Annotated in this window: 14 protein-coding genes; 4 read left to right on the forward strand and 10 right to left on the reverse strand. The window is 63.3% G+C overall.

Features of this window, described 5'->3' with window-relative positions; translation table 11 throughout:
• Nucleotides 1-127 precede the first annotated feature (127 nt).
• The 3 genes from ileS to ACFMO7_RS11720 all read left to right on the forward strand — a co-directional run bounded on the left by ileS (nucleotide 128) and on the right by ACFMO7_RS11720 (nucleotide 6,195).
• A complete protein-coding gene (ileS, locus tag ACFMO7_RS11710) occupies nucleotides 128-3,430 on the forward strand; it encodes an isoleucine--tRNA ligase (RefSeq protein ID WP_376795662.1) in 3,303 nt (1,100 codons plus the stop codon).
• A gap of 250 nt (nucleotides 3,431-3,680) precedes the next feature.
• A complete protein-coding gene (locus tag ACFMO7_RS11715; RefSeq protein ID WP_376795663.1) occupies nucleotides 3,681-4,904 on the forward strand; it encodes a mannosyltransferase family protein in 1,224 nt (407 codons plus the stop codon).
• A 298-nt stretch (nucleotides 4,905-5,202) separates the two neighbouring features.
• A complete protein-coding gene (locus ACFMO7_RS11720) occupies nucleotides 5,203-6,195 on the forward strand; it encodes an HD domain-containing protein (RefSeq protein WP_376795664.1) in 993 nt (330 codons plus the stop codon).
• 87 nt (nucleotides 6,196-6,282) lie between these two features.
• Here ACFMO7_RS11720 and hisI read toward each other — a convergent pair whose 3' ends face one another.
• From hisI to argC, 9 genes are all read right to left on the reverse strand, one after another.
• The gene (gene hisI, locus ACFMO7_RS11725) at nucleotides 6,283-7,320 is read right to left on the reverse strand and encodes a phosphoribosyl-AMP cyclohydrolase (RefSeq protein WP_376795665.1); all 1,038 of its coding nucleotides are present in this window, start codon (nucleotides 7,318-7,320) and stop codon (nucleotides 6,283-6,285) included.
• 2 nt (nucleotides 7,321-7,322) lie between these two features.
• Nucleotides 7,323-8,105, reverse strand: a complete 783-nt coding sequence (gene hisF / locus ACFMO7_RS11730) for an imidazole glycerol phosphate synthase subunit HisF (RefSeq protein ID WP_376795666.1) — start codon at nucleotides 8,103-8,105, stop codon at nucleotides 7,323-7,325.
• 128 nt (nucleotides 8,106-8,233) lie between these two features.
• Nucleotides 8,234-8,992: a 1-(5-phosphoribosyl)-5-[(5-phosphoribosylamino)methylideneamino]imidazole-4-carboxamide isomerase gene (hisA, locus tag ACFMO7_RS11735; RefSeq protein WP_376795667.1), complete on the reverse strand. Its 759-nt coding sequence runs from the start codon at nucleotides 8,990-8,992 to the stop codon at nucleotides 8,234-8,236.
• A complete protein-coding gene (gene hisH / locus ACFMO7_RS11740; protein ID WP_376795668.1) occupies nucleotides 8,989-9,606 on the reverse strand; it encodes an imidazole glycerol phosphate synthase subunit HisH in 618 nt (205 codons plus the stop codon). The genes hisA and hisH overlap by 4 nt, the downstream gene beginning before the upstream one ends.
• Nucleotides 9,607-9,653: 47 nt before the next feature.
• On the reverse strand, nucleotides 9,654-12,053 hold the full coding sequence (locus tag ACFMO7_RS11745; RefSeq protein WP_376795669.1) for an HAD family hydrolase: 2,400 nt from the start codon (nucleotides 12,051-12,053) through the stop codon (nucleotides 9,654-9,656).
• Nucleotides 12,050-13,150 carry an ATP phosphoribosyltransferase gene (gene hisG, locus ACFMO7_RS11750; protein WP_376795670.1) on the reverse strand — a complete coding sequence of 367 codons (1,101 nt, stop codon included), beginning with the start codon at nucleotides 13,148-13,150 and terminating at the stop codon, nucleotides 12,050-12,052. Before hisG ends, ACFMO7_RS11745 begins: the two co-directional genes overlap by 4 nt.
• A complete protein-coding gene (gene hisS, locus ACFMO7_RS11755) occupies nucleotides 13,147-14,688 on the reverse strand; it encodes a histidine--tRNA ligase (RefSeq protein WP_376795671.1) in 1,542 nt (513 codons plus the stop codon). The genes hisG and hisS overlap by 4 nt, the downstream gene beginning before the upstream one ends.
• Before the next feature lie 325 nt (nucleotides 14,689-15,013).
• A complete protein-coding gene (gene argB, locus ACFMO7_RS11760) occupies nucleotides 15,014-15,904 on the reverse strand; it encodes an acetylglutamate kinase (protein ID WP_376795672.1) in 891 nt (296 codons plus the stop codon).
• Nucleotides 15,905-16,103: 199 nt separating this feature from the next.
• Entirely contained in the window at nucleotides 16,104-17,195 is a 1,092-nt protein-coding gene (argC, locus tag ACFMO7_RS11765; RefSeq protein WP_376795673.1) for an N-acetyl-gamma-glutamyl-phosphate reductase, read from the reverse strand.
• Nucleotides 17,196-18,237: 1,042 nt separating this feature from the next.
• Between argC and ACFMO7_RS11770 the strand changes: the two genes are divergently transcribed.
• A complete protein-coding gene (locus ACFMO7_RS11770; protein WP_376795674.1) occupies nucleotides 18,238-19,761 on the forward strand; it encodes a cation diffusion facilitator family transporter in 1,524 nt (507 codons plus the stop codon).
• Between the two features lie 126 nt (nucleotides 19,762-19,887).
• On the opposite strand, the gene ACFMO7_RS11775 is transcribed toward ACFMO7_RS11770, so the two are convergent.
• The gene (locus tag ACFMO7_RS11775) at nucleotides 19,888-20,592 is read right to left on the reverse strand and encodes an HAD family hydrolase (protein ID WP_376795675.1); all 705 of its coding nucleotides are present in this window, start codon (nucleotides 20,590-20,592) and stop codon (nucleotides 19,888-19,890) included.
• Nucleotides 20,593-20,825: the final 233 nt, after the last annotated feature.

The raw sequence follows: 20,825 nt of genomic DNA on the forward strand, positions 1-20,825 counted from the left end.
GAGAGCCGGATGAGGCCCGTGGCTATTCTGTCAGGTCAGGTGTAGCCAGGCCCACCGCCAAAAAAACGAAGCCAGTGCCAGCTACACAAGGCAAGGCAATCTGTCAGTGAGCGAGGAGGAAGCTGACGTGTCAGGAGAAGCAAGTGTCTTTCGGCCAGTGATCGCGGCTGATCGCGTCGACTATCCGGCGCTGGAACACGAGATTCAGCGCTGGTGGGACGAAAACGGCGTGCTTCAGCGCTACCTGCATCGTAACGATCAGAGCGACAAGCAGTACTCTTTTCTCGACGGCCCCATGACGGCTAACAATCCGATGGGCGTGCACCACGCCTGGGGCCGCACCTACAAGGACCTCTTCCAGCGCTTCAAGACGATGCAGGGCTACCGGCAGCGCTACCAAAATGGCTTCGACTGCCAGGGCCTCTGGGTTGAGGTGAACGTAGAGCAAGAGCTGGGACTCAAGAATAAGCGTGAAATCGAGCAGTTTGGCATTGCCCGCTTTGTCGAACTCTGCAAGGAGCGTGTCTTTCGCTTCGCCCGGCGCATTACCGAGCAGTCGATCCGGCTGGGCTATTGGATGGACTGGGGCAACGACTACTACACGCTCTCCGATGAGAATAACTATACGATCTGGCACTTTCTGAAGCGTTGCCACGAGCGCGGTCTCATCTACAAAGGGCACGACGTCATGACCTGGTGTCCCCGCTGCGGCACCGGGATCTCGAATATGGAGACGCTGTCGGAGGACTGGCACGAGGTCAGTCACTTGAGCCTGTATGTCCTCTTCCCGCTGGTCGAACGTCCCGGCGAGGCCCTGCTGGTCTGGACAACGACCCCCTGGACACTGGCCGCCAACGTGGCGGCAGCCGTGCATCCTGAGTTCAGCTATGTCAAAGTCGAACAGGATGGCCAGATCTTCTATCTGGCCGAGGAGCGCCTGAATCTGCTGCGCGAGCTGCGCGGGCGCGATAAGGGCGAGTACCGGGTCCTGGAGCGCCTCAAGGGCGAGCAGCTCGTAGGCTGGAGCTACCGCGGCCCCTTCGATGAGCTGCCTGCCGCGCAGGGAGTGAGCCATCGCGTTATCCCCTGGAAGGAGGTCAGCGGCGCCGAAGGAACGGGCATTGTGCATATCGCCCCCGGCTGTGGTCGCGAGGACTTCGCGCTCTCGAAGGAGTTTGACCTGGCGGTGCTGGCTCCGGTCGATGAGTTTGGCCTCTACGTCGAGGGGTACGACTGGCTCACAGGCCAGTCTGTCTCAGACGTGGCCCGTCCGGTCGCCGAGAATCTGGCGCAGAAGGGTCTCCTCTATCGCTCGCAGAACTATCGCCACCGCTATCCGGTCTGCTGGCGCTGCAAGACCGAGCTGATCTTCCGCCTGGTCGACGAGTGGTATATCTCAATGGAGAAACTGCGCTACGAGATCATGGAGGTCGCCCGCCAGGTGACCTGGATTCCGGCCTTCGGCCTGGAGCGTGAGCTAGACTGGCTGCGCAACATGGACGACTGGATGATCTCGAAAAAGCGCTACTGGGGGCTGGCTCTGCCGATCTACGAGTGCCAGCAGTGCGGTACCTTCGAGGTTATCGGCAGCAAGGAAGAGCTGCGCGAGCGCGCCGTCGAGGGCTGGGAGGAGTTCGAGGGCCATTCGCCGCATCGCCCCTGGGTCGATGCAGTCAAGATCCGCTGCCAACAGTGCGGCGCCCTGGTCTCGCGGATCAAGGATGTGGGCAATCCCTGGCTCGACGCTGGCATCGTTCCCTTCTCCACGTTGGACTATCGCCACAACCGCGATTTCTGGCGTCAATGGTTCCCCGCCGACTTCGTGACCGAGTCCTTCCCGGGCCAGTTCAAGAACTGGTTCTACGCTCTGCTGGTCATGAGCACGGTGCTGGAGGGTACAACCCCCTTTAAGACGCTGCTCGGTTACGCGACCGTCCTCGATGAGGACGGCGAGATCATGCATAAGTCGAAGGGGAACGCCATCGACTTCGATGATGCCGCCGAGCGCGTGGGAGCCGATACCATGCGCTGGCTCTATACCAGCCAGGATCCGGAGCAGAATCTGCGTTTCCCGCGCATTCCCACGAAGGAGGATGTCGAGCGAGCCGCGCGCGAGGGCGTCCCTGTGCGCCTGAGCGAGAAGTGGATGTTGGTGCGCCGCGCCCTCGATAAGGTCTGGAATATCTACTGGTTCTTTGTGACCTATGCCAATATCGATCGCTTCGATCCAACACGCTATCAGTTGCCGGTCGAACGTCGCAGCGATCTGGATCGCTGGATTCTTTCGGAGCTACAGCAGGCCATTCTGGAGGTGACGGCTGGCCTGGAGCGCTACGATAGCGCCCACGCCACGGAGGTCCTTCAGGACTTTATCGAGAATCTCTCGAACTGGTACCTGCGCCGCAGCCGTGAGCGCATCTGGAAGTCTGAGCTGGATGACGATAAGCTCGGCGCCTACTTGACGCTCTATGAGTGCCTGACGACGCTGGTAACGCTCCTGGCTCCCTTTGTTCCATTTTTTGCGGAGAGCCTCTATCAGAATCTGGTGCGCAGCGTCAAGCAGGAAGCTCCACTCAGCGTGCACCTCTGCGATTGGCCCCAGGCCCGTCAGGAGCTGCTCGATGAGGCTCTAACACGCGATACGCATCTGGTGATGCGCGTGGTCGGTCTGGGCCGGGCCGCTCGCGAGAAGGCCCAGATCCGCGTGCGTCAGCCGCTCAATACGCTCTATGTGCGCCTTCCCTCGCAGGCCGATCAGGAGGCCCTGCTGCGCTTGAAGGAGCAGGTGCTGGAGGAGCTGAACATCAAGCGCCTGGAGCTGCTCAGCGATGATAGCGAGATGCTGGCCTATACGCTGCGCGCTCAGGCGCGCGTCCTGGGTCCTAAGTATGGCCCTCTGGTGCAGAAGATTCTGGCAACCCTCAAGGGTCTGGATGCTCAGGCCGCCAGTGAGGCGGCTCGCCAGTTGCGCGAGCACGGCGCCCTGACTCTGACGGTGGAGGGCCGTGAGATCACCCTGACCCCGGAGGAGGTGGAGGTGATCGCGACCGCTCGCCCGGGCTATGTCACTGCCGAAGAGCGCGGCGCGGTGGTGGTCCTGGAGACGACGATCACGCCTGAGCTGCGCGAGGAAGGGCTGATCCGCGATCTGACCCACTATATCCAGGATATGCGCAAGCGGGCTAATCTGAAGATCGAGGACCATATCCGGCTGGTGATTTCCACGGATGAGGAGCTGGCGGCTATGGTGCGCCGGCACGCCGCCGAGCTGCAAGAAGAGACGCTGGCCGACAGCTTGCGTGTCGAGACAACGCCGCTCTCCGAGCCGCTGCCCGGCGAGCTGTATCGGGAAACGCTCTCGCCTACCTCCTCGCGCAAGCTGGAAGGCTCTACGGTTCAGGTGGTGATTGCCGCTTCGTCAGGGGCCTAGGGGTGCAGGCTTCCTGGCCCTCACCCTCTGGAGCCAGAGACTGGTTCGCTCGCTGGCCGGTCGGTTGGCTGGACTGCCTGGCAGTCCGGCCAGCTCACCCGTTAGGTCAGGCAGATGAAACCCCTTTTCGGGGGTGGGTTGTGATAGCCTGATTGGTCCAGCGCAGTACCAGACCGCTGACTCGACCGTTCCTAAGCAACAGTGGACTAAGCTCAACTGTCCAACACTGGTATGGTCTGGTAACACTGCGATGGGTACGCTTCGATCTGCGTGGAAGGAGGCGGCCTGGGTCTTTGGACTTAGCCGCCTCCTGCTGCTCCTGGTTACCTATGTTGGCGGGGTCTTGTTACGCCCCAAAAATATGGCCTCGATCCCATGTGTGAATAATGGGTTGCGCTTCTGCCTGCTCGGCTGGTATCACTGGGATGCCGATGCCTTCGGACGGGTCGCCCATGTGGGCTATCGCTCTGTGGCCGATGTGGCCTTTTTCCCGTTCTGGCCCTGGCTGATCCGCTTGGGGGCCGCCGCTCTGGGAAACCGTTTCCCGCTCTCGTTCTTGCTGTCTGAGCTGCTGCTGGCAAACCTCTTTTTCTTTGCCTCGCTCATTCTGCTCTACCTTCTGGCCAGAGAGGCCCTGGATTTCGATCCAGCCCAGGCCCGCAAGGTGCTCTGGTATTTGACGTTCTATGCCTATGCGATCTTTTTCTTCGCAGGCTATAGTGAATCGCTCTTTCTACTGCTCACGCTGGCGATCTTTCTCCTCCTGCAAGGAACGGCCCTGTGGCGCTGGTGGATGGCGGGCCTGCTGGGCTGCCTGGCCGCCTTGACGCGCTCAACTGCTGTTGTGCTGCTGGTACCCTTTCTGTTTTTCTACGTAGAACGCTTCTGGCGGGCTGGTTCACCAGGGCTGGCCCCCAGCCAGACAGTTGAGGGGCGACCCTGGTCGCTCTGGCTGCGCCGTCTGTCGGCTGCTTTACCGGCACTCTTGATTCCGGCGACTCTGGCGGCCTATATGCTCTATCTAGGAGTGCGCTTCGGCGATCCCTTTGTCTACAGCCGTATGGAGCGTACGGTTTGGGGACGAGAGTTTGCCTTGCCCTGGGTGGCTTTCGGGCCGGCTCTGGGAGCCTTGCTGAGCGGTCCTTTGCACACGGAAATGGCGGTACGCAATCTGATGGACGTGCTCTTTACCCTGTTGCCGCTGGTGGTGCTGGTAATTGGCTGGCGACAGATGCCTGTGGCCTATCGTTTCTTCTCTCTCGGGCTGGCTCTCTTTGCTCTCTGTTTTCCTCTGAACGCAGGCGAGACCCTGGCTTCGCAGCCACGCTATATGATGATGGCCTTCCCGCTCTTTCTGGTGTTGGCGCGCTGGAGCAAGCGCTTTCCCAGTCTCGACCTGGTTTATGGGGGATTCTGTGCCCCTCTCTTTGCTATCAACGCTCTGCTCTTTACGCTGCACTACTGGGTGGCTTGAGAGAGGGTGAGGCCACTCGTTCTGCGCCCTTTGCGTTGGAGGAGAGGCTGCTGATTGATCTGGCCAGAGGCAGGCAGGCAGGGGCAGCCAACCTGCTCGCCCTTGATTGACCTGGCGAAGCGAGGCGCGAGGTGCTATAGTGTACAGTACCTCTGCGCTCTCGCCAGCCTCATGAGCTGCGGGGGGACGAAGGAGGTCCGTGGCCAGGGTGGGAACCTGCGAGGCGAGGCTGGAGAAAGATGGCGCTGGAGAGGTCAGGTCATCAGCGAGTATGCTAAGGGCAGAAGGAGCAGAGCGCGTGGCTGAAGAGCTGGTCTGTGATCCGTTACTGGGTGAGCAGTGGCTGGGCGAGCCTGTGCTGCTGGCAGTGCTGGCCTCGGCACCCATGCAGCGCTTGCAAGGCGTGCATCAGGCGGGTGCCGCTTATCTGGTACGCTCCGGACGCGATACGACCCGCTACGAGCATTCGCTGGGGGTCATGCTGCTGGTTCGCCGCCTTGGCGGCGGTCTGGAGGAGCAATTGGCCGGCCTGCTGCACGATGTCTCTCATACAGCCTTCTCTCATGTGGCGGACTATCTGTTCCGCTGCTACGATGAGGATTATCATGAGCGCCATCTGCGCCAGGTGGTTGAAAACTCGAACCTTCCCACGCTCTTGCGCTCCTTTGGGCTGGACATGGGGCGGATTCTGTCATTTGAACAGTGGTCGCTATTGGAGCAACCAGCGCCTGATTTGTGTGCCGATCGTGTAGATTACACGCTGCGCGATCTGTGGCATGCGGGCTATCTCGGGCGCGCTGAGGTGGAGAGCTTTTTCGAGGCCCTGCGCGTGCAGGATGGGCGCATCGTGGTGGCCGGGCGTGAGGCTGCGAGCTGGTTTGTGCGTCAGTATGTGCGCCTGGTGACTGAGCTGTTTATGCATCCTCTGGAGATGTTTGCCGACTACGAACTGGCGCGGGCTTTGCGCCTGGCTTTAGATGAGGGCCTGCTGCGCGAGGAGGAGCTGTTTCTAGAGGACGAGGAGCTGCTGGCCCGCCTGCGCCGCTCGGCTCACCCGGAAATTGAGCGCTGTCTGCGCCTGCTCCACCCCGGACTGGCGGTGGCAGAGGTGGCGGCGGGCCAGCCCTTCGATGTCTATGCGCGCGTGAAGCCGCGCATGGTTGATCCTCTGGTGCTGCTGGAAGATGGCCGTCTGGTCCGCTGCTCTGCGCTCGATGGGGAGCTGGCGGCGCTTCAGCAGGCCGTATTGCACAAGGCCAGACGGGGCAGCTATCTGCGCCTGCTCAATTGAGCGAGCCAGGACAGGACCTGGCTCGGCCCAGGCTCGCGTCTCCGAGTGGGTGCTGGCCCGAGGCCGCCCGGGCGGCAGCGCAAAGGCTTAGGAGATCAGTCCTTTGCGACGCATTTGCTCCAGGTCGTCGCGGGCCGGCTCCAGTGGGCTGAGGCCCGCCAGGGCACAGGCTCGTCCGATGAGGGCGAAACCCAGACCCAGACCCTCGATAAGGCGAGCCTCCTCGGTGCTGGCCAGCGCGCTCAGACAGGCCTGTTGCTGCTCAATGGCCTGCTCCTCGCTGAGGACCGAGTGATAGCCTGCCAGCAGGGCCTGATGCGGCAGAAAGTCGTCGTACTGGAGCCGATAGGTGGCGGCCAGCAGCATCAGCCAGTACCCAACCTGGCTTCCCTCAAGGATTGTATCGGCCTGCAGCCCCTGATGACGGTGTGTTCCCTGCAGCACGCCCGCCAGCTCCTGCAGCTCATCCGCCAGCCGTCCAAGCAGATAAGCCGGATTATGCTCCTGCAGCAGGCGCGAGGTGTGTGACTGCTCGCTCAGATCGTGATCGCGCAGATACTGATAGGCCAGGTAGAGCTGACGCAGCAGTCTCTCCAGCTCCTGACTCAGAGCCGCCTCTGCTTGAGATCCCCCAGGCGGAGGCGGAGGAGCGGCTTGTACTGGCTGGTGGGCCTCCGCTGCCAGGGCGCCTGCCGACGGCTCTGCCTGGTTGCTACTGGCAGGCTGCGGCTGCTGGGAAGGGGACGTGGACCCGGAGCCATAGACGGCTGCCGGATCGAAGAGGCGGGCCGCAACCAGTTCATAGCGATCGTCGGGGAGCAGCCGGCGATAGTAGCAGCTGCGATAGCCCTCGTGGCAGGCGGCCCCGCCCTGCTGGACTACGCGAATGAGCAGGCTATTCTCCTCGCAATTGACAAAGATAGCGCGCACCTGCTGAGCGTTGCCTGACTGTTCCCCTTTGCGCCAGATGGTCTGGCGCGAGCGGCTGTAGAAGTGGGTATAGCCGGTCTGGCGCGTCAGGCGCAGGGCCTCCTCGTTCATGAAGGCCACCATCAGCACCTCATTGCTTTCGTCGTCCTGGATAACTGCCGGGATCAATCCCTGGCGATCGAACCTCAGTGTCATTGCTATTCCTCCACATCCTCGTCCCAGCGCACGGCCACGCCGCGCTTGCGCAGATAGCGCTTCGCGTCGGCGATGCGGTACTGACCAAAGTGGAAAATCGAGGCGGCCAGCACGGCATCGGCTCCCCCGCTGGTCAAGCCTTCGTAGAGGTGCTCAAGGGTCCCAACTCCCCCTGAGGCAATCACCGGCACACTCACTGCCTGAGCGATGCGGGCGGTCAGCGTAAGATCGTAGCCCTGCTGAGTGCCATCGCGGTCCATGCTGGTCAAGAGAATCTCCCCGGCGCCAAGCTCGACGCCGCGGCGGGCCCAGTCCACAGCGTCGAGTCCCGTCGGAGTGCGGCCCCCATGGATATAGACCTCGTAGCCACTGGGCATAGCCGGGTTGCTGCGGGCATCGATAGCGAGCACGATGCACTGTGATCCAAACTGCTCGGCTCCCGCGCGCAGCAGCTCGGGCCGTTGCACTGCCGCTGTGTTCACAGAGGTCTTATCGGCGCCCGCTCCCAGCGTAGCACGAATATCGTCGACGCTGCCGATGCCACCGCCTACGGTCACCGGAATAAAGACCTGCTCAGCCGTGCGGGCCACCACATCCAACATGGTCTTGCGTCCCTCGTAGGAGGCCGTGATGTCGAGAAAGACCAGCTCGTCGGCCCCCTCGGCATTATAGAAAGCTGCCAGCTCGACAGGATCGCCGGCGTCGCGCAGGTTGAGAAAATTCACCCCCTTGACGACGCGCCCAGCGGTCACATCCAGACAGGGAATGATGCGCTTCGTTAACATCGCTGCCCCTTCCTTTGCTCTGCTCCACGCTGCAGTTTCTGCTCTCGTCGCCGCCTGTTTGTCTGTTAGCCAGCCTCTCTCTGATCCTGACTCGGCCATCGGTCGGGCTGGGCTGCTCTGGTGGCTGGTCAGGAACCGGCTTCGGCGGTTGGCTCGCTGGAGGCAGCACAGGCCAGAGCCGCTGCCAGGTCCAGGTCTCCCGTATAGAGGGCCTTACCAACAATGACCCCCTCGACTCCCAGGCGGGCCAGCGAGCGAATGTCTTCCAGTGAGCGCACGCCGCCGGAAGCGATCAAGGCCCGTGCTGGCTGAGCCAGGCTCAGCACCTGTAGCAGGACCTGCAGCGCTTCCAGATTCGGCCCACTCAGCGTGCCGTCGCGAGCGATGTCGGTGTAGATAAAGCGAGCCACGCCCAGGGTGCACAGGCGGGCGGCCAGCTCGACGGCAGTCAGGCGCTCTGTCTGCTGCCAGCCGGCCACTGCGACCAGCCCGGCGCGGGCATCCAGGCCCACAGCGATCCGTTCGCCCCAGCGTCGGACGGCCTCGGCTAACAAGGAGGGCTGGCGCACAGCACTGGTTCCCAGAACGACCCGTTCGATGCCCAGAGAGAGGATCCGCTCAATGCTGGCCAGATCGCGCAGGCCGCCGCCAAACTCGATCTGCAACGTCGTCGCGCTTCGAATCCGCCCGACGGTCTCCAGATTGACGGGCTGGCCCTGGGCGGCCCCATCGAGGTCGACCAGGTGCAACCAGCGTGCCCCCGCTTCCTGCCAGCGCAGGGCTACGGCCACGGGATCGGGGCTGTAGACCGTGGCCTGGCTGTAGTCGCCCTGATAGAGGCGCACACACTGCCCCGCGCGCAGATCAATAGCAGGCAGAACGATCATGGGACGTGCTCCCCCACCCAGCGCACGAAATTCGCCAGCAGGCGCAGACCCATCGTGCCGCTTTTCTCTGGGTGGAACTGCGTTCCCCAGAGGTGATCACTGACGATGACGCTGCAGTAGGGCGTGCCGTAGTCTGTGACGCCGGCCACGCCGGAGGGGTCTCGCGGCTCGACGTAGTAGGAGTGGGCGAAGTAGAAGAAGGCTCCGGCAGGTATTCCTTTAAATATAGGCAACGCTGGGTTCAGTGGCTGGACCTGGTTCCAACCCATATGCGGGATCTTCGGCCCCTGCGGGATGCGTCGAACCTCGCCGGCGAAGAGGCGTAGGCCCTCAACCTCGCCTTCGGCGTGGTGCTCGGCCAGTAGCTGCATGCCCAGGCAGATGCCCAGGAAGGGCCGCCCGCGGGCCGTAGCCTCGCGAATGGCTTCGTCCAGGCCGGTGGCCTTCATCCGCTGCATTGCGGCGCCGCCAGAGCCAACCCCCGGCAGCACGACCGCCCGGGCGCTGGCCACGGTGGCCGGGTCAGCCGTCACGACGGCTTGTGCCCCAACGTGCTCCAGGGCCTTCTGGATGCTGCGCAGATTGCCGGCTCCATAGTCAATGATGGCGATCATCGTTCGTTGACCTTCCTCTTCTCTCCTCAAACTGGCGCACAACTCAGCTAAGAGTCATCTGTGGTCCCCTCTTGCAGCAACTCGTACCAGGGCTGCAGGCCGGTGTTGCCCAGCGTCACTGCCTGCGTCAGGCCCAGCCAGCAGACCGCTGTTGGGATGCGCCCGCTATCCAGCAAGTTGATGGTCAGCAAGGGACAGCAAAGTAGAGCCAGGGCCAGCAGACGCTCCCAGTCGGCGGGTAAGGCCCCCTCTTCCTTCAACCAGGCGAGCAAGGGACGCAGCAAGGTCCGCACCTTTGTCTCCAGAATCGCCTGACGGATCGGGGCCGGCTGATAGGTGTGGCTGATTTCCAGACGTCCGCCGTTGGGGGCACGGCGCAGGATCACGTGGAGGTTCAAGCTCTGGGCCGTTTCCTGGGGAAAATACATCCAACTGGCAAAGACATTGTGATAGAGCGGCTTGACGACGTCCAGCAAAGCCGCGTGTCGGCCCGCAAAGGCCGGGTCAAAATAGAGATAGTCGCGCTCATGCTCCAGAAAGACATTCCCAAAGTGGGCATCGCCGTGCCCGATGATCGTCAGCGCCGCCTGGTGCGGGTGGAGTCGCTGCTGAGCTTCTTCCAGAAGTTCCCCCAGTGTGTGAGGCTGCTCTTCCCCGTTGACAACCCAGTGGCACCTGAGCAGGTCCTCGAAACGAATCTCCTCCTGGCCGGCTCCAGCGACAGTGACTGGCAAGGGAATAGCCCGACCCTGGTAGAAACTGGCCAGGCGCCCACCGGTCAGCCGGTGCCAGAAGAGCTGATGGACCGGCGCAGCGGCATGCTCATCGGCGCTGCTGGAGCGTCCCGTGGCGCGATAGATCTCCAGCAGGCGCTCGCAGGCCCGGCGCTCGGCATCCACCAGGGTCTCAGCCGCGACTGGGCAGGAGACCCCCGTTTCAATGGCGCGCATCAGATCGAACATCACCGGCCAGCGCAGCAGGGGATAGATGACCATCTGGCGGCCCTCCTGGCGAACCACGCGCAGGGGCAGAACCATATTGTAGCCGGCCTCATGCAGCAACTCGGCATGGTAATATTCCGAGAGCGCGCTCTGGGCCTCTACGTGGGTCTTAAAAAAGTAGCGCTCGCCGTCTTGCTCGTAGCTGCCATTAAACGAGTTCAGCGAGACAGGCCGGGGCATCAGCGTCACCGACTCGGTCAACAGGTCGAGCTGGCGTGCAAACCACAGGCGCAGCAGCCGCTCGGCGGTCGCTTTGGCCTCGAACTGCAGACGCTGAATCGTCTCCAGCTGCTCCGCCCTGGCCAGCAGCGATGGAAGCTGGCGCACATCGTCAATGACGAAATCCGGCTCGCAGGCCAGCAAGCGCTCTCGAGCCTGCTGGCTATAGGCGCCGCTCAGAGTGGCCACCGTCAAGGCGCCGGCGGCCCGCCCACCGAGCATATCGCCCGCCGAATCGCCGACCACCACGAATGGCGCCTTACTGGCCGCCAGTTCGACGGCGGAGGGACCACGCCGGTCCAGAGCGTAAAGGAACTGAAACGGATGAGGCTTGCCCAGTAAAGTTGGATCGCCGTGGCGCCGCAGCTGAGCCTCTGCCGTCTCAACGGCATCGTAGGTACAGATGTGCTCGGGGTCGAAGCGGGAAAGCAAGTCGTAGGTTTGCAGGGGCAGGACAGCCTCCTGATAGACCCGACCGGTCGCCAGGCCCAGGACATACCCCGCCGATCGCAGAGCATCCAGCGTCTCCCGCAGTGCCTCAGGAGGGAGCAGGGGACGCTCAAAATAGATGCAACCTGGCTTCCCCCTTTGAGCCGGAGGCCGCCCGTAAGTACGGCTGTAGAGTGCCTCCCCTAAATACCATTCCTGGAAGAGCGAGCGGCAGAAATCCCAGAACGGGCTAAGGCGGGAAAAGACGCCCTCAACCCGCAAGCCCAGTCTGGCGCTGGCGTAGGCATCGTAGCGATTGAGCAGCTCCAGCCCGACGGCGCCGGAGAAGAGCGGCTCACCAAAGGGAGGGCCGCTGGTCAGGGCTTCCAACTGGTCTCGCCCCGACTCCGGTCCACCACGCCGGGCGGCCAGCGCCGCCCGCAGCCTGGCCAGCCACTCCTCTTCCCAGGGTCGCAGCGGCAGCAGCCCGGCGCGGCTGGCCGGGGGGAGCTGCTCCAGCAGGGCAATCAAGCGCCAACAGACCGCCGCATAGCAGGTATCCCAGTTCGAGTTGATGGCCAGCGCCTTATAGAGCAGAATCTCCTCCTCTGGCAGAGTGGCCCGGCTCAAGCGGCGGCTCTCTTCAGCTTCGGTGACCACTTCATAGTCGCTCTGCCCTGTCACGTTCCAGTAGCGGGGGCTGGAGAGGAGTTCATGCAGCGTCAGCCCCGCCGCATCCCAATAGGCCGCCTCGCTGGTAATGACCCCATCCAGATCAAAGACAATCAGCGTCTTCACCGTCGTCGCGCCATCCTCTCGCTTAAGCGTTGCAGGCTGGCCGGCTCCTGACCGAAACGATAGGCCAGCGGCGTCACGTCGATCTGCTCGGCCCCCATGCCGCGCAAAGCGGCGATAATCTCCAGCAGGTCCGCTATCGCCTCGCCCATGCGAATCACTCCCGAGACGCGGCAGCGCTGGGCCTGCGGATCATCTGTCGACTCCGAGCTGCCGATGTGATACTCGAAGCCGGGCACCAGCCGCTTCAAGCGCATACTCAGCAGGGAACTGACCTCCTCGCCGCTGCCCGGCACATAGGCCGTCAGCAAGACGCGATTGCGCGCCTGGAGGCGAGCGGTGATCAGTTCCAGGAGCAGACGGGCCACCTTGAGGGCCTGGGAGTGCTCGCTCAGCAGCCGGACATTGCCGATCAGGCAGGCCTGAGAGCGCAGGACCACCCCATCTTCGAGCAGCTTCAGATGGTTTTCGCGCAGGGTTGTGCCCGTTTCCGTCAAGTCGACGATCAGATCGGCCACACCTGTCAAGGGGGCGGCCTCCAAAGCCCCATGAGGCGTCACAATGCGGCAGTGAGAAATCCCATGGCGACGCAGAAAGCGCCGCGTCAAAGCCGGATACTTGGTCGCGATGCGCAATCCTCGCCCCTTATGCGCCTGGTAATAGCCCGCCAGGTGCCAGAGGTCTGCGCACGTATTGACATCGATCCAGGTCTCAGGAACGGCTACCACCAGCCGGCAGGAGCCATAGCCCAGGTCGCGCTCCAGGACCATCAGGTCGTCGTCGCCCTCCTCCTGCTCCTCTGCCTCCTCGTCGGCCCCACGGTACTCGGCGAAGAGATCGTAGCCGGTGATCCCGAGGATAGCGTCGCCGTCTTGTACGAGGGCCGGAATGTCGGCGGCGCGCTGAAAGACCACCTCCAGCTCGGGCAGGCTACCGATGCGAGCCAGATACTGGCGCGGATTGCTGCGCTGGACCTTGAGACCGCACTCGGCCAGAAACGTCAGAGTGGCTGCCTCCAACGTTCCCTTGCCAGGCAGGGCCAGGCGCAGCTGAGAAGGTCCCGACTCGCGGTCCGCCTGTCTTGTCTGCGACTCGCTCATCTGCTGTAGCCTCCTTCCCGCAGAGCGGCAACCAGCTCGTGGTAAGCGACCGCGCGCTCCTCCCCGGTAGCCAGGTCATGCAGCTTCACTGTATTGGCCTGGCGCTCCTCCTCCCCCACGATGAGCGCCAGCTCCCAGCCGCGCCGGGCAGCCTGGCGTAGCCCGCTTTTGACCCCCTGGGCGTTCACGTCCAGTTCGGCAATAATGCCGCCCTGGCTGCGAGCCAGGCGAGCGACCCGGCTGGCGTAGGCCAGATCCTGCTTGCCGATTGGAATCACCAGGGCATGCGCTCGGGAAGCCTGGCGCCACTGACTGGCTGGCATCAAGGGAATGAGACGCTCCAGGCCGAAGGCAAAGCCACAGGCCCGCACCTCGCGCGTCCCCCCGACCGCCTGCACCAGGTGGTCGTAGCGTCCCCCGCCGCACAGCTGCAGATCGAGACCCTCCTCATCGCTGGCATGAATTTCGAAGAGGAGGCCCGTGTAGTACCTGACCCCACGCCCCAGGGCCAGATTCAAGACAATCTGCCGGCGGTCGACTCCCCCCACCTCGATCAGGGTCGTCACCAACTGCTCCAGCTCCTCCAGAGGGGTGGCCTCCAATCCGTAGCTGTCCAGCAACTGGCGAAGCTCCTTGAAAACCTCGGGCGGCGAGCCGGCCAATGCGCGCAGCTTACGCAGAAATTCCAGGGCGCTTAAGACCTTCGAGCGCTGCTCGCTGCGCCTGATCTTCCAAAGGAAGCGTTCAACGATCTCGTGCCGGCTATCTTCGTCGCCGAACGGCAGGCTGAAGCTCCTCAAGAGGGCCGCCACCAGGTAGTTCGAGCCATCGGCGCTGGCCAGGCGCTGCCAGCGGCCAGCTTCGGCGGAAGCCTCATCAGTAGCCTGCCGGGATGGGTTGGCCGGTTGCTCGGGATAGAGGGCTTCCAGGCGGGCCTGAGCCGCTTCCTCTCCCTCGGGCGAGCGGCTGATCTGCTCCATCAGGCTCAACAGCAGGCGAGCGGTCTGGCTATCCAGGTCCTGGCGCTCGATAAAGCCGCTGGCGACGCCGACATGTCCCAGCTCCAGGCGGTAGCGACCAATGCCCAACTCATGCAAAATATCGCAGGCCAACTGAACGATCTCGCTGTCGGCCCGCAAGGGCTGGCCGCCGAAGAGTTCGACGCCGAGCTGGGTGTGCTGGCGATAGCGTCCCCGCCCCGGGGCCTCGTAGCGAAAAACCGGTCCTGCATACTGGAAGCGCAGCGGAAGCGAATGCTGCTGATAATTCTCCAGATAGAGACGACAAATCGAAGCGGTATACTCTGGCCTCAAGCAGAGTTCGCGCTGATGGAGCTGGAAAGCGTAGAGATTCTGCCAGGCCTCCTGACCAAAGCTGGCCTGAAAGAGGTCGCTACGTTCCAGCACCGGGGTATCGACCGGCTCGTAGCCAGCCTGCTCCAACAGAGCGCGCACGCGATCCACCACCAGTGACTGCCGGCGGTAGTTCTCGGGCAGCACATCATGCATCCCGCGCAGGCGCTCGATACGCTTCTTCATAGAAACTCGTCTTCCCCCAGAAGTGTCATGCCCGGTTCTGCCTGGCCCGCCTGAATGACCGGGCTGCCGGCGGATTTGAGGCCACGGCACTCATCTCCCTCTCTCCCTCTTTTCATGGGTCAGCGAAGTGAACGTAGAGGCGAGTGGATGGATGGATAGATGGGACCCTGGTCAGGCAGCAGGCCGGGCCGGGCCGGCCCTGCTCGTCCAGCCGGACTTCGGACGGGCGAGCGAAGGGCGCGGCGCTCTCCCATCCTAACGCGCCGGCTCTTCTGGTCCAGGCCCATACGGCGGCCTGACCAGAAGAGCAAGAGTGCCGGGCGAATCAGGCCGATGGCTGGCGCGTTCCCCGCACAATCATTGTCCCAGCTCCCTTATCCGTGAACAGCTCGCGCAGCAGCACGTGAGGCTCGCGGCCGTCGACAATATGTACGCGAGGGACGGAGCGCAGCGCATCCAGGCAGGCCGCGACCTTGGGGATCATGCCGCCCTGGATGACGCCCTCATCGATCAGGCGCAGGGCCTCCTCCTCGGTCAACTCCGAGATGAGGCTGCCGTCTGGGCGGCAGATGCCCACCACATTGCTCAGGAAAATCAGCTTCTCGGCGTTGAGGGCGCCCGCCAGGTGGGCGGCTACCACATCGGCATTGATATTCAGGCAGGTACCATCAGGTCCCTGACCGAGGGGCGCAATAATCGGAATGTAGCTCTGCTCGACCAACACCTGCACCAGCGTGGGATCAACCTCCTCTACCTCTCCGACAAAGCCCAGGCGCTCGTCCGCGATGCGGGCGCGTACCAGACCGGCGTCGGTTCCGCACAGCCCAACCGCCTTGCCCCCCATCTGCGAAGCCATCAAGACCAGCCCCTGATTAACCTGCCCCAGCAGTACCATGCGCACCACCTCCAGCGTCTGGGCATCCGTCACGCGCAGGCCATTCTCAAAGCGCGTAGGAAGTTGCAAACGCTTGAGCCACTCATTGATATAAGGGCCACCGCCGTGGACCAGGACCGGCTTGGCGCCGAGGGCGCTGAGCCAGATGATGTCTTGCAAAACCACCCGCTGGTGCTCCAGCGTGCTCCCCCCCAATTTTATCACAAGAATTTTTCCCTTGAGGTAATCGATATATGGAAGCGCCTCGCGTAAGACCTCGGCGATCAAGTGGTGATCACTGATAATATCTCCGTCGGGTGTCCTTGAAAATGCAATTGCCATCTCTCTGCTAACTCCTCGTCAGACCGTCGTCAAATACTCTCTTGCGCCTGAGCCGATCGATCGCTGGCTCAGGTTCCCCCAGGGGCGACGCGCCCCATCTCAGCCCGTCCTCTGCTCTGAGTGGAGAAGTGGGCCGGGCAGGCTGGCAGGAGAGGCCCAGGGGTCGGTCATCTCGACCCCGGACCGGCTCAGGACGAGCTTAGGGATAAATCGCTCCCACCTGCAGGCCACAGCGCTCATCGAAGCCGAACATGCAATTGGCATTTTGAATAGCCTGCCCGGAAGCGCCCTTGACCAGATTATCCAGGCAGGAGAGGACCAGCAGCCGCCCACTGCGCTCGTCTACCGTGACATAAAGCAGGCAGTGATTGCTACCATAGGTCCACTTTGTATGCGGCGGCTGGTCAATGACGTGAACGAACGGCTCGCCGGCGTAGTAGTCGCGATAAAGGGCCTGGACCTGTGCGCTGTCGGGCAGGCGGCCCGAGCCATCGGGGCGCAGCTCGGCATAGCAAGTAGCCAGGATGCCGCGCGTCATGGGAGTCAAATGGGGGACGAAAGTCAGGCGCAGGCCCGGCTCGTAGCTCTGCCCAGCGGCCTGAGCCGCCGTCTGCAGCTCCTGGACGATTTCGGGCCAGTGGCGGTGTCCTCCCAGGCTATAGGCGCTCAGATCCTCATTGGCCTCGGCGTAGTGGGTATCCAGGCGCAGGCCACGCCCGGCTCCGCTGACGCCCGACTTGGCATCGACGATCAGATCCCGGCTGACGAGGCCCGCCGAGAGGGCTGGGAGCAAAGCCAGAATGATCGCCGTCGCGTAGCAGCCGGGGTTGGCCACCAGGGCCGTGGCGCGGATACGCTCGCGATAGCGCTCACACAAGCCATAGACGGCCTGCTCCAGCAAGGCGGGAGCCGGATGGGTGTGTCTATACCACTCTTGATAGAGGGAGGGATCGCGCAGACGGAAATCGGCGGAGAGGTCCACCACGCGCGTGCCGCGTTGCAGCAGCGTTACCACGGCTTCAGCGGCAGCGGCGTGGGGAAGGCAGACAAAGGCCAGCTCTGTCTGCTCTGGCTCCTCCGTGATCACCAGTTCGGCCAGGTGGCGGGCCGCTTCTTGCTGGCAGGCGCCCCCGGCCAGAGCGTACAACTGAGGAAAGACCTGCCCCAGGCGCTGGCCAGCAGCGCTGCGCCCTGTCACCGAAGTGACCTGAAAGTGAGGGTGATTGGCCAGCAGCCTCAGTAGCTCCAGACCGGTATAGCCGGTCACATTGACGATCGAAACGCTTATCATCGGAACACGCTCCTGAACTCCTGGGCTGTAGCGAGGAACGAGGGCTGCATACGCGCTGGCCGGCTGGCGCCAGCGCGGCGCGCCGGCCCCTCTCTTTCGGGCAAGAAACCAGCCGGTCAGAGAAAGACCAATAAAAAACGCCCTCGTCCCTGACCAACTTGCATCAAAGGGACGAGAGCCAAGAGAAACGCTCCCGCGGTACCACCCTGTTTGTCACCACCTGCAGCGCAGCCTCGGTCTGGCAGCGCAGCGACCTGCAGCTAGCTAGCTTGCTTGCTCCGCCCAGGCGGCGCTCTGCTGTCCTCTCACGTGGGCCTCGTCATCGCCACCACCGCCCATCTCGGCGGACGCCAACAACTCGCTTGTGTCGAGGCGTACTCGCCGCTTGCCGCCAGCCCTACCGTGGCCAGCCCGCTCCCTGCCGCCCCTCCCCTCAATCACGCGCCAGGCGACCGCCGCTCCTCACCATCCGCTCTGCTGCAGCCTGCTCGTGCCAGCACCAGAGATTCCTCACCTCGTCGTGACGAACTGTGCTGTGACCACTCTTGCCGGTTATGGTGCTGCGTGGGAACCACCCACCTGGCCTACTTGCCCGAGACCGACCGGAGCGCTTCTTCCCTCAGGCAGGTGAGCACAAGGGCAGGGAAGGAAGACTGCCGGGGTCTGGTGCTTTCTTCGGCCAGCCGCTCACGAACGGGTTCTGAGCCGACGCATCCTCGCCGAACTCTCACCAGCCTTCGGCTCGCTGTTGGCCGTCGGACTCATACTAGTTTCGCTCAACGCGGGACAGACTTGTATGCACTTGTTATTGTTCTTAAGGATAACAGCAGTAGCTGGCATTGTCAACCGCTGGAGGAAGATGCTGCGGTTCTCCTGCCGCTGCCGCCCTTCCCTCGGGGCCGACAATCGGGTATATTACTGGGGGTGTGCCGCCAGACGGCAGCCGCGAGCAGCAGGAGCCTTTGCCGCAGGCCGCGTCTGCGCCTGGCCACCCCCTTCTATCTTGAGCATCGACAGACGAGGATGACGAGGAACAAAGTGCATGTTAGCAGCACGAGAGGCGCATCGAGAGAAGATGCTTGTGGCGCTCTCCTCAGTGGGGGCGGCCGTTGGGCTGACGGCCCTCAAGCTGGTAGCTGGCCTGCTCAGCGGTAGCCTGGGCATTCTGGCCGAGGCGGCCCATTCTGGTCTGGATCTGGCGGCAGCCCTCCTGACCTTTTTGGCTGTGCGGGTCGCCGATCGGCCCGCCGATGCAACGCACAACTATGGCCATGCCAAGGTTGAGAATCTCTCGGCCCTCTTTGAGGCCATCCTGCTGCTGATTACGGCCCTCTGGATCATCTATGAGGCCCTGCGCCGCCTGATTCTGAGTGAGGGGCATGTCGAGGCAAGCATCCTGGCTCTCCTGGTGATGACCATCTCGATTGCTGTCGATGTGACTCGCTCGCGTGCTCTGCTGCGCGTGGCACGTCGCCTGGGCAGCCAGGCCCTGGAGGCCGACGCGCTCCACTTCAGTACCGATATCTGGAGTTCGGCCATCGTCATCACGGGTCTGCTGGTTCTGCGCCTGGCCGAGATCTGGCACCTGCCGCCCTGGGTCAGACAGGCCGATGCTGTGGCCGCTCTCGGGGTCTCCCTGATCGTGATCTATGTGGCCCTGCGTCTGGCACGCGAGACGGTCGACGCCCTGCTCGATCGAGCGCCCGAGGAGCTTCTCGAGCATCTGGCAACGGCCATCCGCCAGGTTGAGGGAGTGAGCGAGCTGCGCCGGGTGCGCGTGCGCCGGGCTGGTAACAAGATCTTTGCCGATGTGGTCGTAGCCGCGCCGCGCTCTTTGACCTTTGAGGAGACCCACGTCCTCAGCGAGCGCGTCGAACAGGCGGCGATTGCCGGAGTACGGGCCCATGCGCCCCAGGCAGAAACCGATGTGGTCGTGCACCTGGAGCCGGTGGCCAGCGCTGAGGAGACGGTGCGCGAGCAGATCCACTATCTGGCCCAGCAGCAAGGGATTCGGGCCCACGATATTCGCGTGCGCGAGGTGGGGGGCAGATTGGAGGCCGATTTCGATATCGAGGTGGAAGCCGATATGGATCTGGCCAGCGCCCACGCGGCGGCCACGCGCCTTGAAGAGGCGGTCCTGCGCGGAAACTCCCAGCTCCAGCGCGTCACGACCCATCTCGAGGCTCCGATAGCGACCATCGAGCGCCGTCAGGATGTAACAGGCGATTACCCCGAGATGGTCCAGCGCATTCGCCAATTGGCCGATGCGGTCGCCGGGCCTGGCAGCGCACACGATATCCACCTCTATCGCTCCTGCCGCGCCGAGGAGCGCGCTGGCGAAGTGGCCGGGCCTGGGCCACGTAGGGAGCAAGAGCGCAACCGAGGGAGGGGACAGCGTGACCGCAGTGGCCGTGACGAAGAACTGGACCTTGTCCTCCACATTACCTGTGCCCCCGAGACCCCACTAAGCCAGGCTCATCTGAGAGCCGAGGAGGTCCAGCGCGCCCTGCGCCAGGAGTATCCTCGCCTCGGCTCGGTCGCCATCCACACGGAGCCGCCCGAGTGATGCGCTCTTTGCGCCAGATCCGGCCATCCGGCCATCGGCCACCGATCAGCCGCGGCTGTAGAGATCGCTCCCCAACGAGGCCCAGCCGATCTGCGAGGGGAGCAGCCCTTGCCGGGAGGGATGAGCCTACAGCGTTCGCCCGGCGCGCCTCTCTTCTACACGCCGGAGCAGATCCTCAAGCGGAAGAGCGCTCAGCGTCTCCAGCTGCAGATCGGGTGTGGCATCCTCGGAGAAGGCAGCGTGGCGCGTGAGCACGCTGGGTATGGCCACGCAGAAGATGCCGGCCCGCCGGGCAGCGCGCACGCCGTTGGGCGAATCTTCCAGGGCGATGGCCTCCTCAGCTCTGACCCCCAGGCAACGCAGGACGGCCAGGTAGACCGCGGGATCGGGCTTGGTAACGTGAACGTCGTCGCCGCAGCAGATACACTCGAAGCGCGAACGCAGGCCCAGGCGCTCCAGATGGCCAACTACCCAGCGTCGCGAGGAAGAGGAGGCCACTCCTAAACGCAGGCCAAGCCGTGCGGCAGCCTCCAGGTAGTCAAGCACCCCCGCTGCGACCTCTTGCCCTTCTAAGAGCTGGCGACAGCGCTCTCGACGCATCTGCCGCAGCGACTCGCGCTCGTCCAGGGGAAACGAGCGTCCCAGGCGGCGCTCTAGCTCGCGCAGCGGATCAAAAGGGTTAGAAGTAGGGCCGATACCGATGTAGGGTAGCCAGGCTTCTAGCTCGAAGCGCTGGCCATAGCGCTCATATAGCTCTTGCCAGGCCAGGAACTCTGGCAATTCGGTTTCCAGAATGAGGCCATCGAAGTCAAAAATCAGGGCGGTAATCATGTCCTCCTTGCGGGCCAGGCTCCCAGAGCTGGCCAGGCCCAAAGTCCCGGGCGTGACCTGGCTCTCACGGGAGCACAGCCCTGTCTGTGCGCAAAATAGAGCAACCTGCCAGTCTCTCATCGGATCTGAGGACGGCGGGCCGGATCACCAGGACAGCTCTGCCTTAAGCATATCACATGGGGAGGGCTGCTTGCCTGCCAGAGGCTGGAAGGACGCGGTCAGCGGACGAGCGA

Source organism: Thermogemmatispora sp., from assembly GCF_042408735.1.
Classification (GTDB): Bacteria; Chloroflexota; Ktedonobacteria; order Ktedonobacterales; family Ktedonobacteraceae; genus Thermogemmatispora.

What these genes read in the sequence shown, in the direction of transcription:
- argB (WP_376795672.1), bottom strand. Translation starts at nt 15,904, where the DNA reads ATGGCAATTGCATTTTCAAGGACACCCGACGGAGATATTATCAGTGAT.
- hisF (WP_376795666.1), bottom strand. Translation starts at nt 8,105, where the DNA reads ATGTTAACGAAGCGCATCATTCCCTGTCTGGATGTGACCGCTGGGCGC.
- argC (WP_376795673.1), bottom strand. Translation starts at nt 17,195, where the DNA reads ATGATAAGCGTTTCGATCGTCAATGTGACCGGCTATACCGGTCTGGAG.
- hisA (WP_376795667.1), bottom strand. Translation starts at nt 8,992, where the DNA reads ATGATCGTTCTGCCTGCTATTGATCTGCGCGCGGGGCAGTGTGTGCGC.
- hisH (WP_376795668.1), bottom strand. Translation starts at nt 9,606, where the DNA reads ATGATCGCCATCATTGACTATGGAGCCGGCAATCTGCGCAGCATCCAG.
- ACFMO7_RS11775 (WP_376795675.1), bottom strand. Translation starts at nt 20,592, where the DNA reads ATGATTACCGCCCTGATTTTTGACTTCGATGGCCTCATTCTGGAAACC.
- hisI (WP_376795665.1), bottom strand. Translation starts at nt 7,320, where the DNA reads ATGACACTGAGGTTCGATCGCCAGGGATTGATCCCGGCAGTTATCCAG.
- hisS (WP_376795671.1), bottom strand. Translation starts at nt 14,688, where the DNA reads ATGAAGAAGCGTATCGAGCGCCTGCGCGGGATGCATGATGTGCTGCCC.
- ACFMO7_RS11715 (WP_376795663.1), top strand. Translation starts at nt 3,681, where the DNA reads ATGGGTACGCTTCGATCTGCGTGGAAGGAGGCGGCCTGGGTCTTTGGA.
- ACFMO7_RS11770 (WP_376795674.1), top strand. Translation starts at nt 18,238, where the DNA reads ATGTTAGCAGCACGAGAGGCGCATCGAGAGAAGATGCTTGTGGCGCTC.
- hisG (WP_376795670.1), bottom strand. Translation starts at nt 13,150, where the DNA reads ATGAGCGAGTCGCAGACAAGACAGGCGGACCGCGAGTCGGGACCTTCT.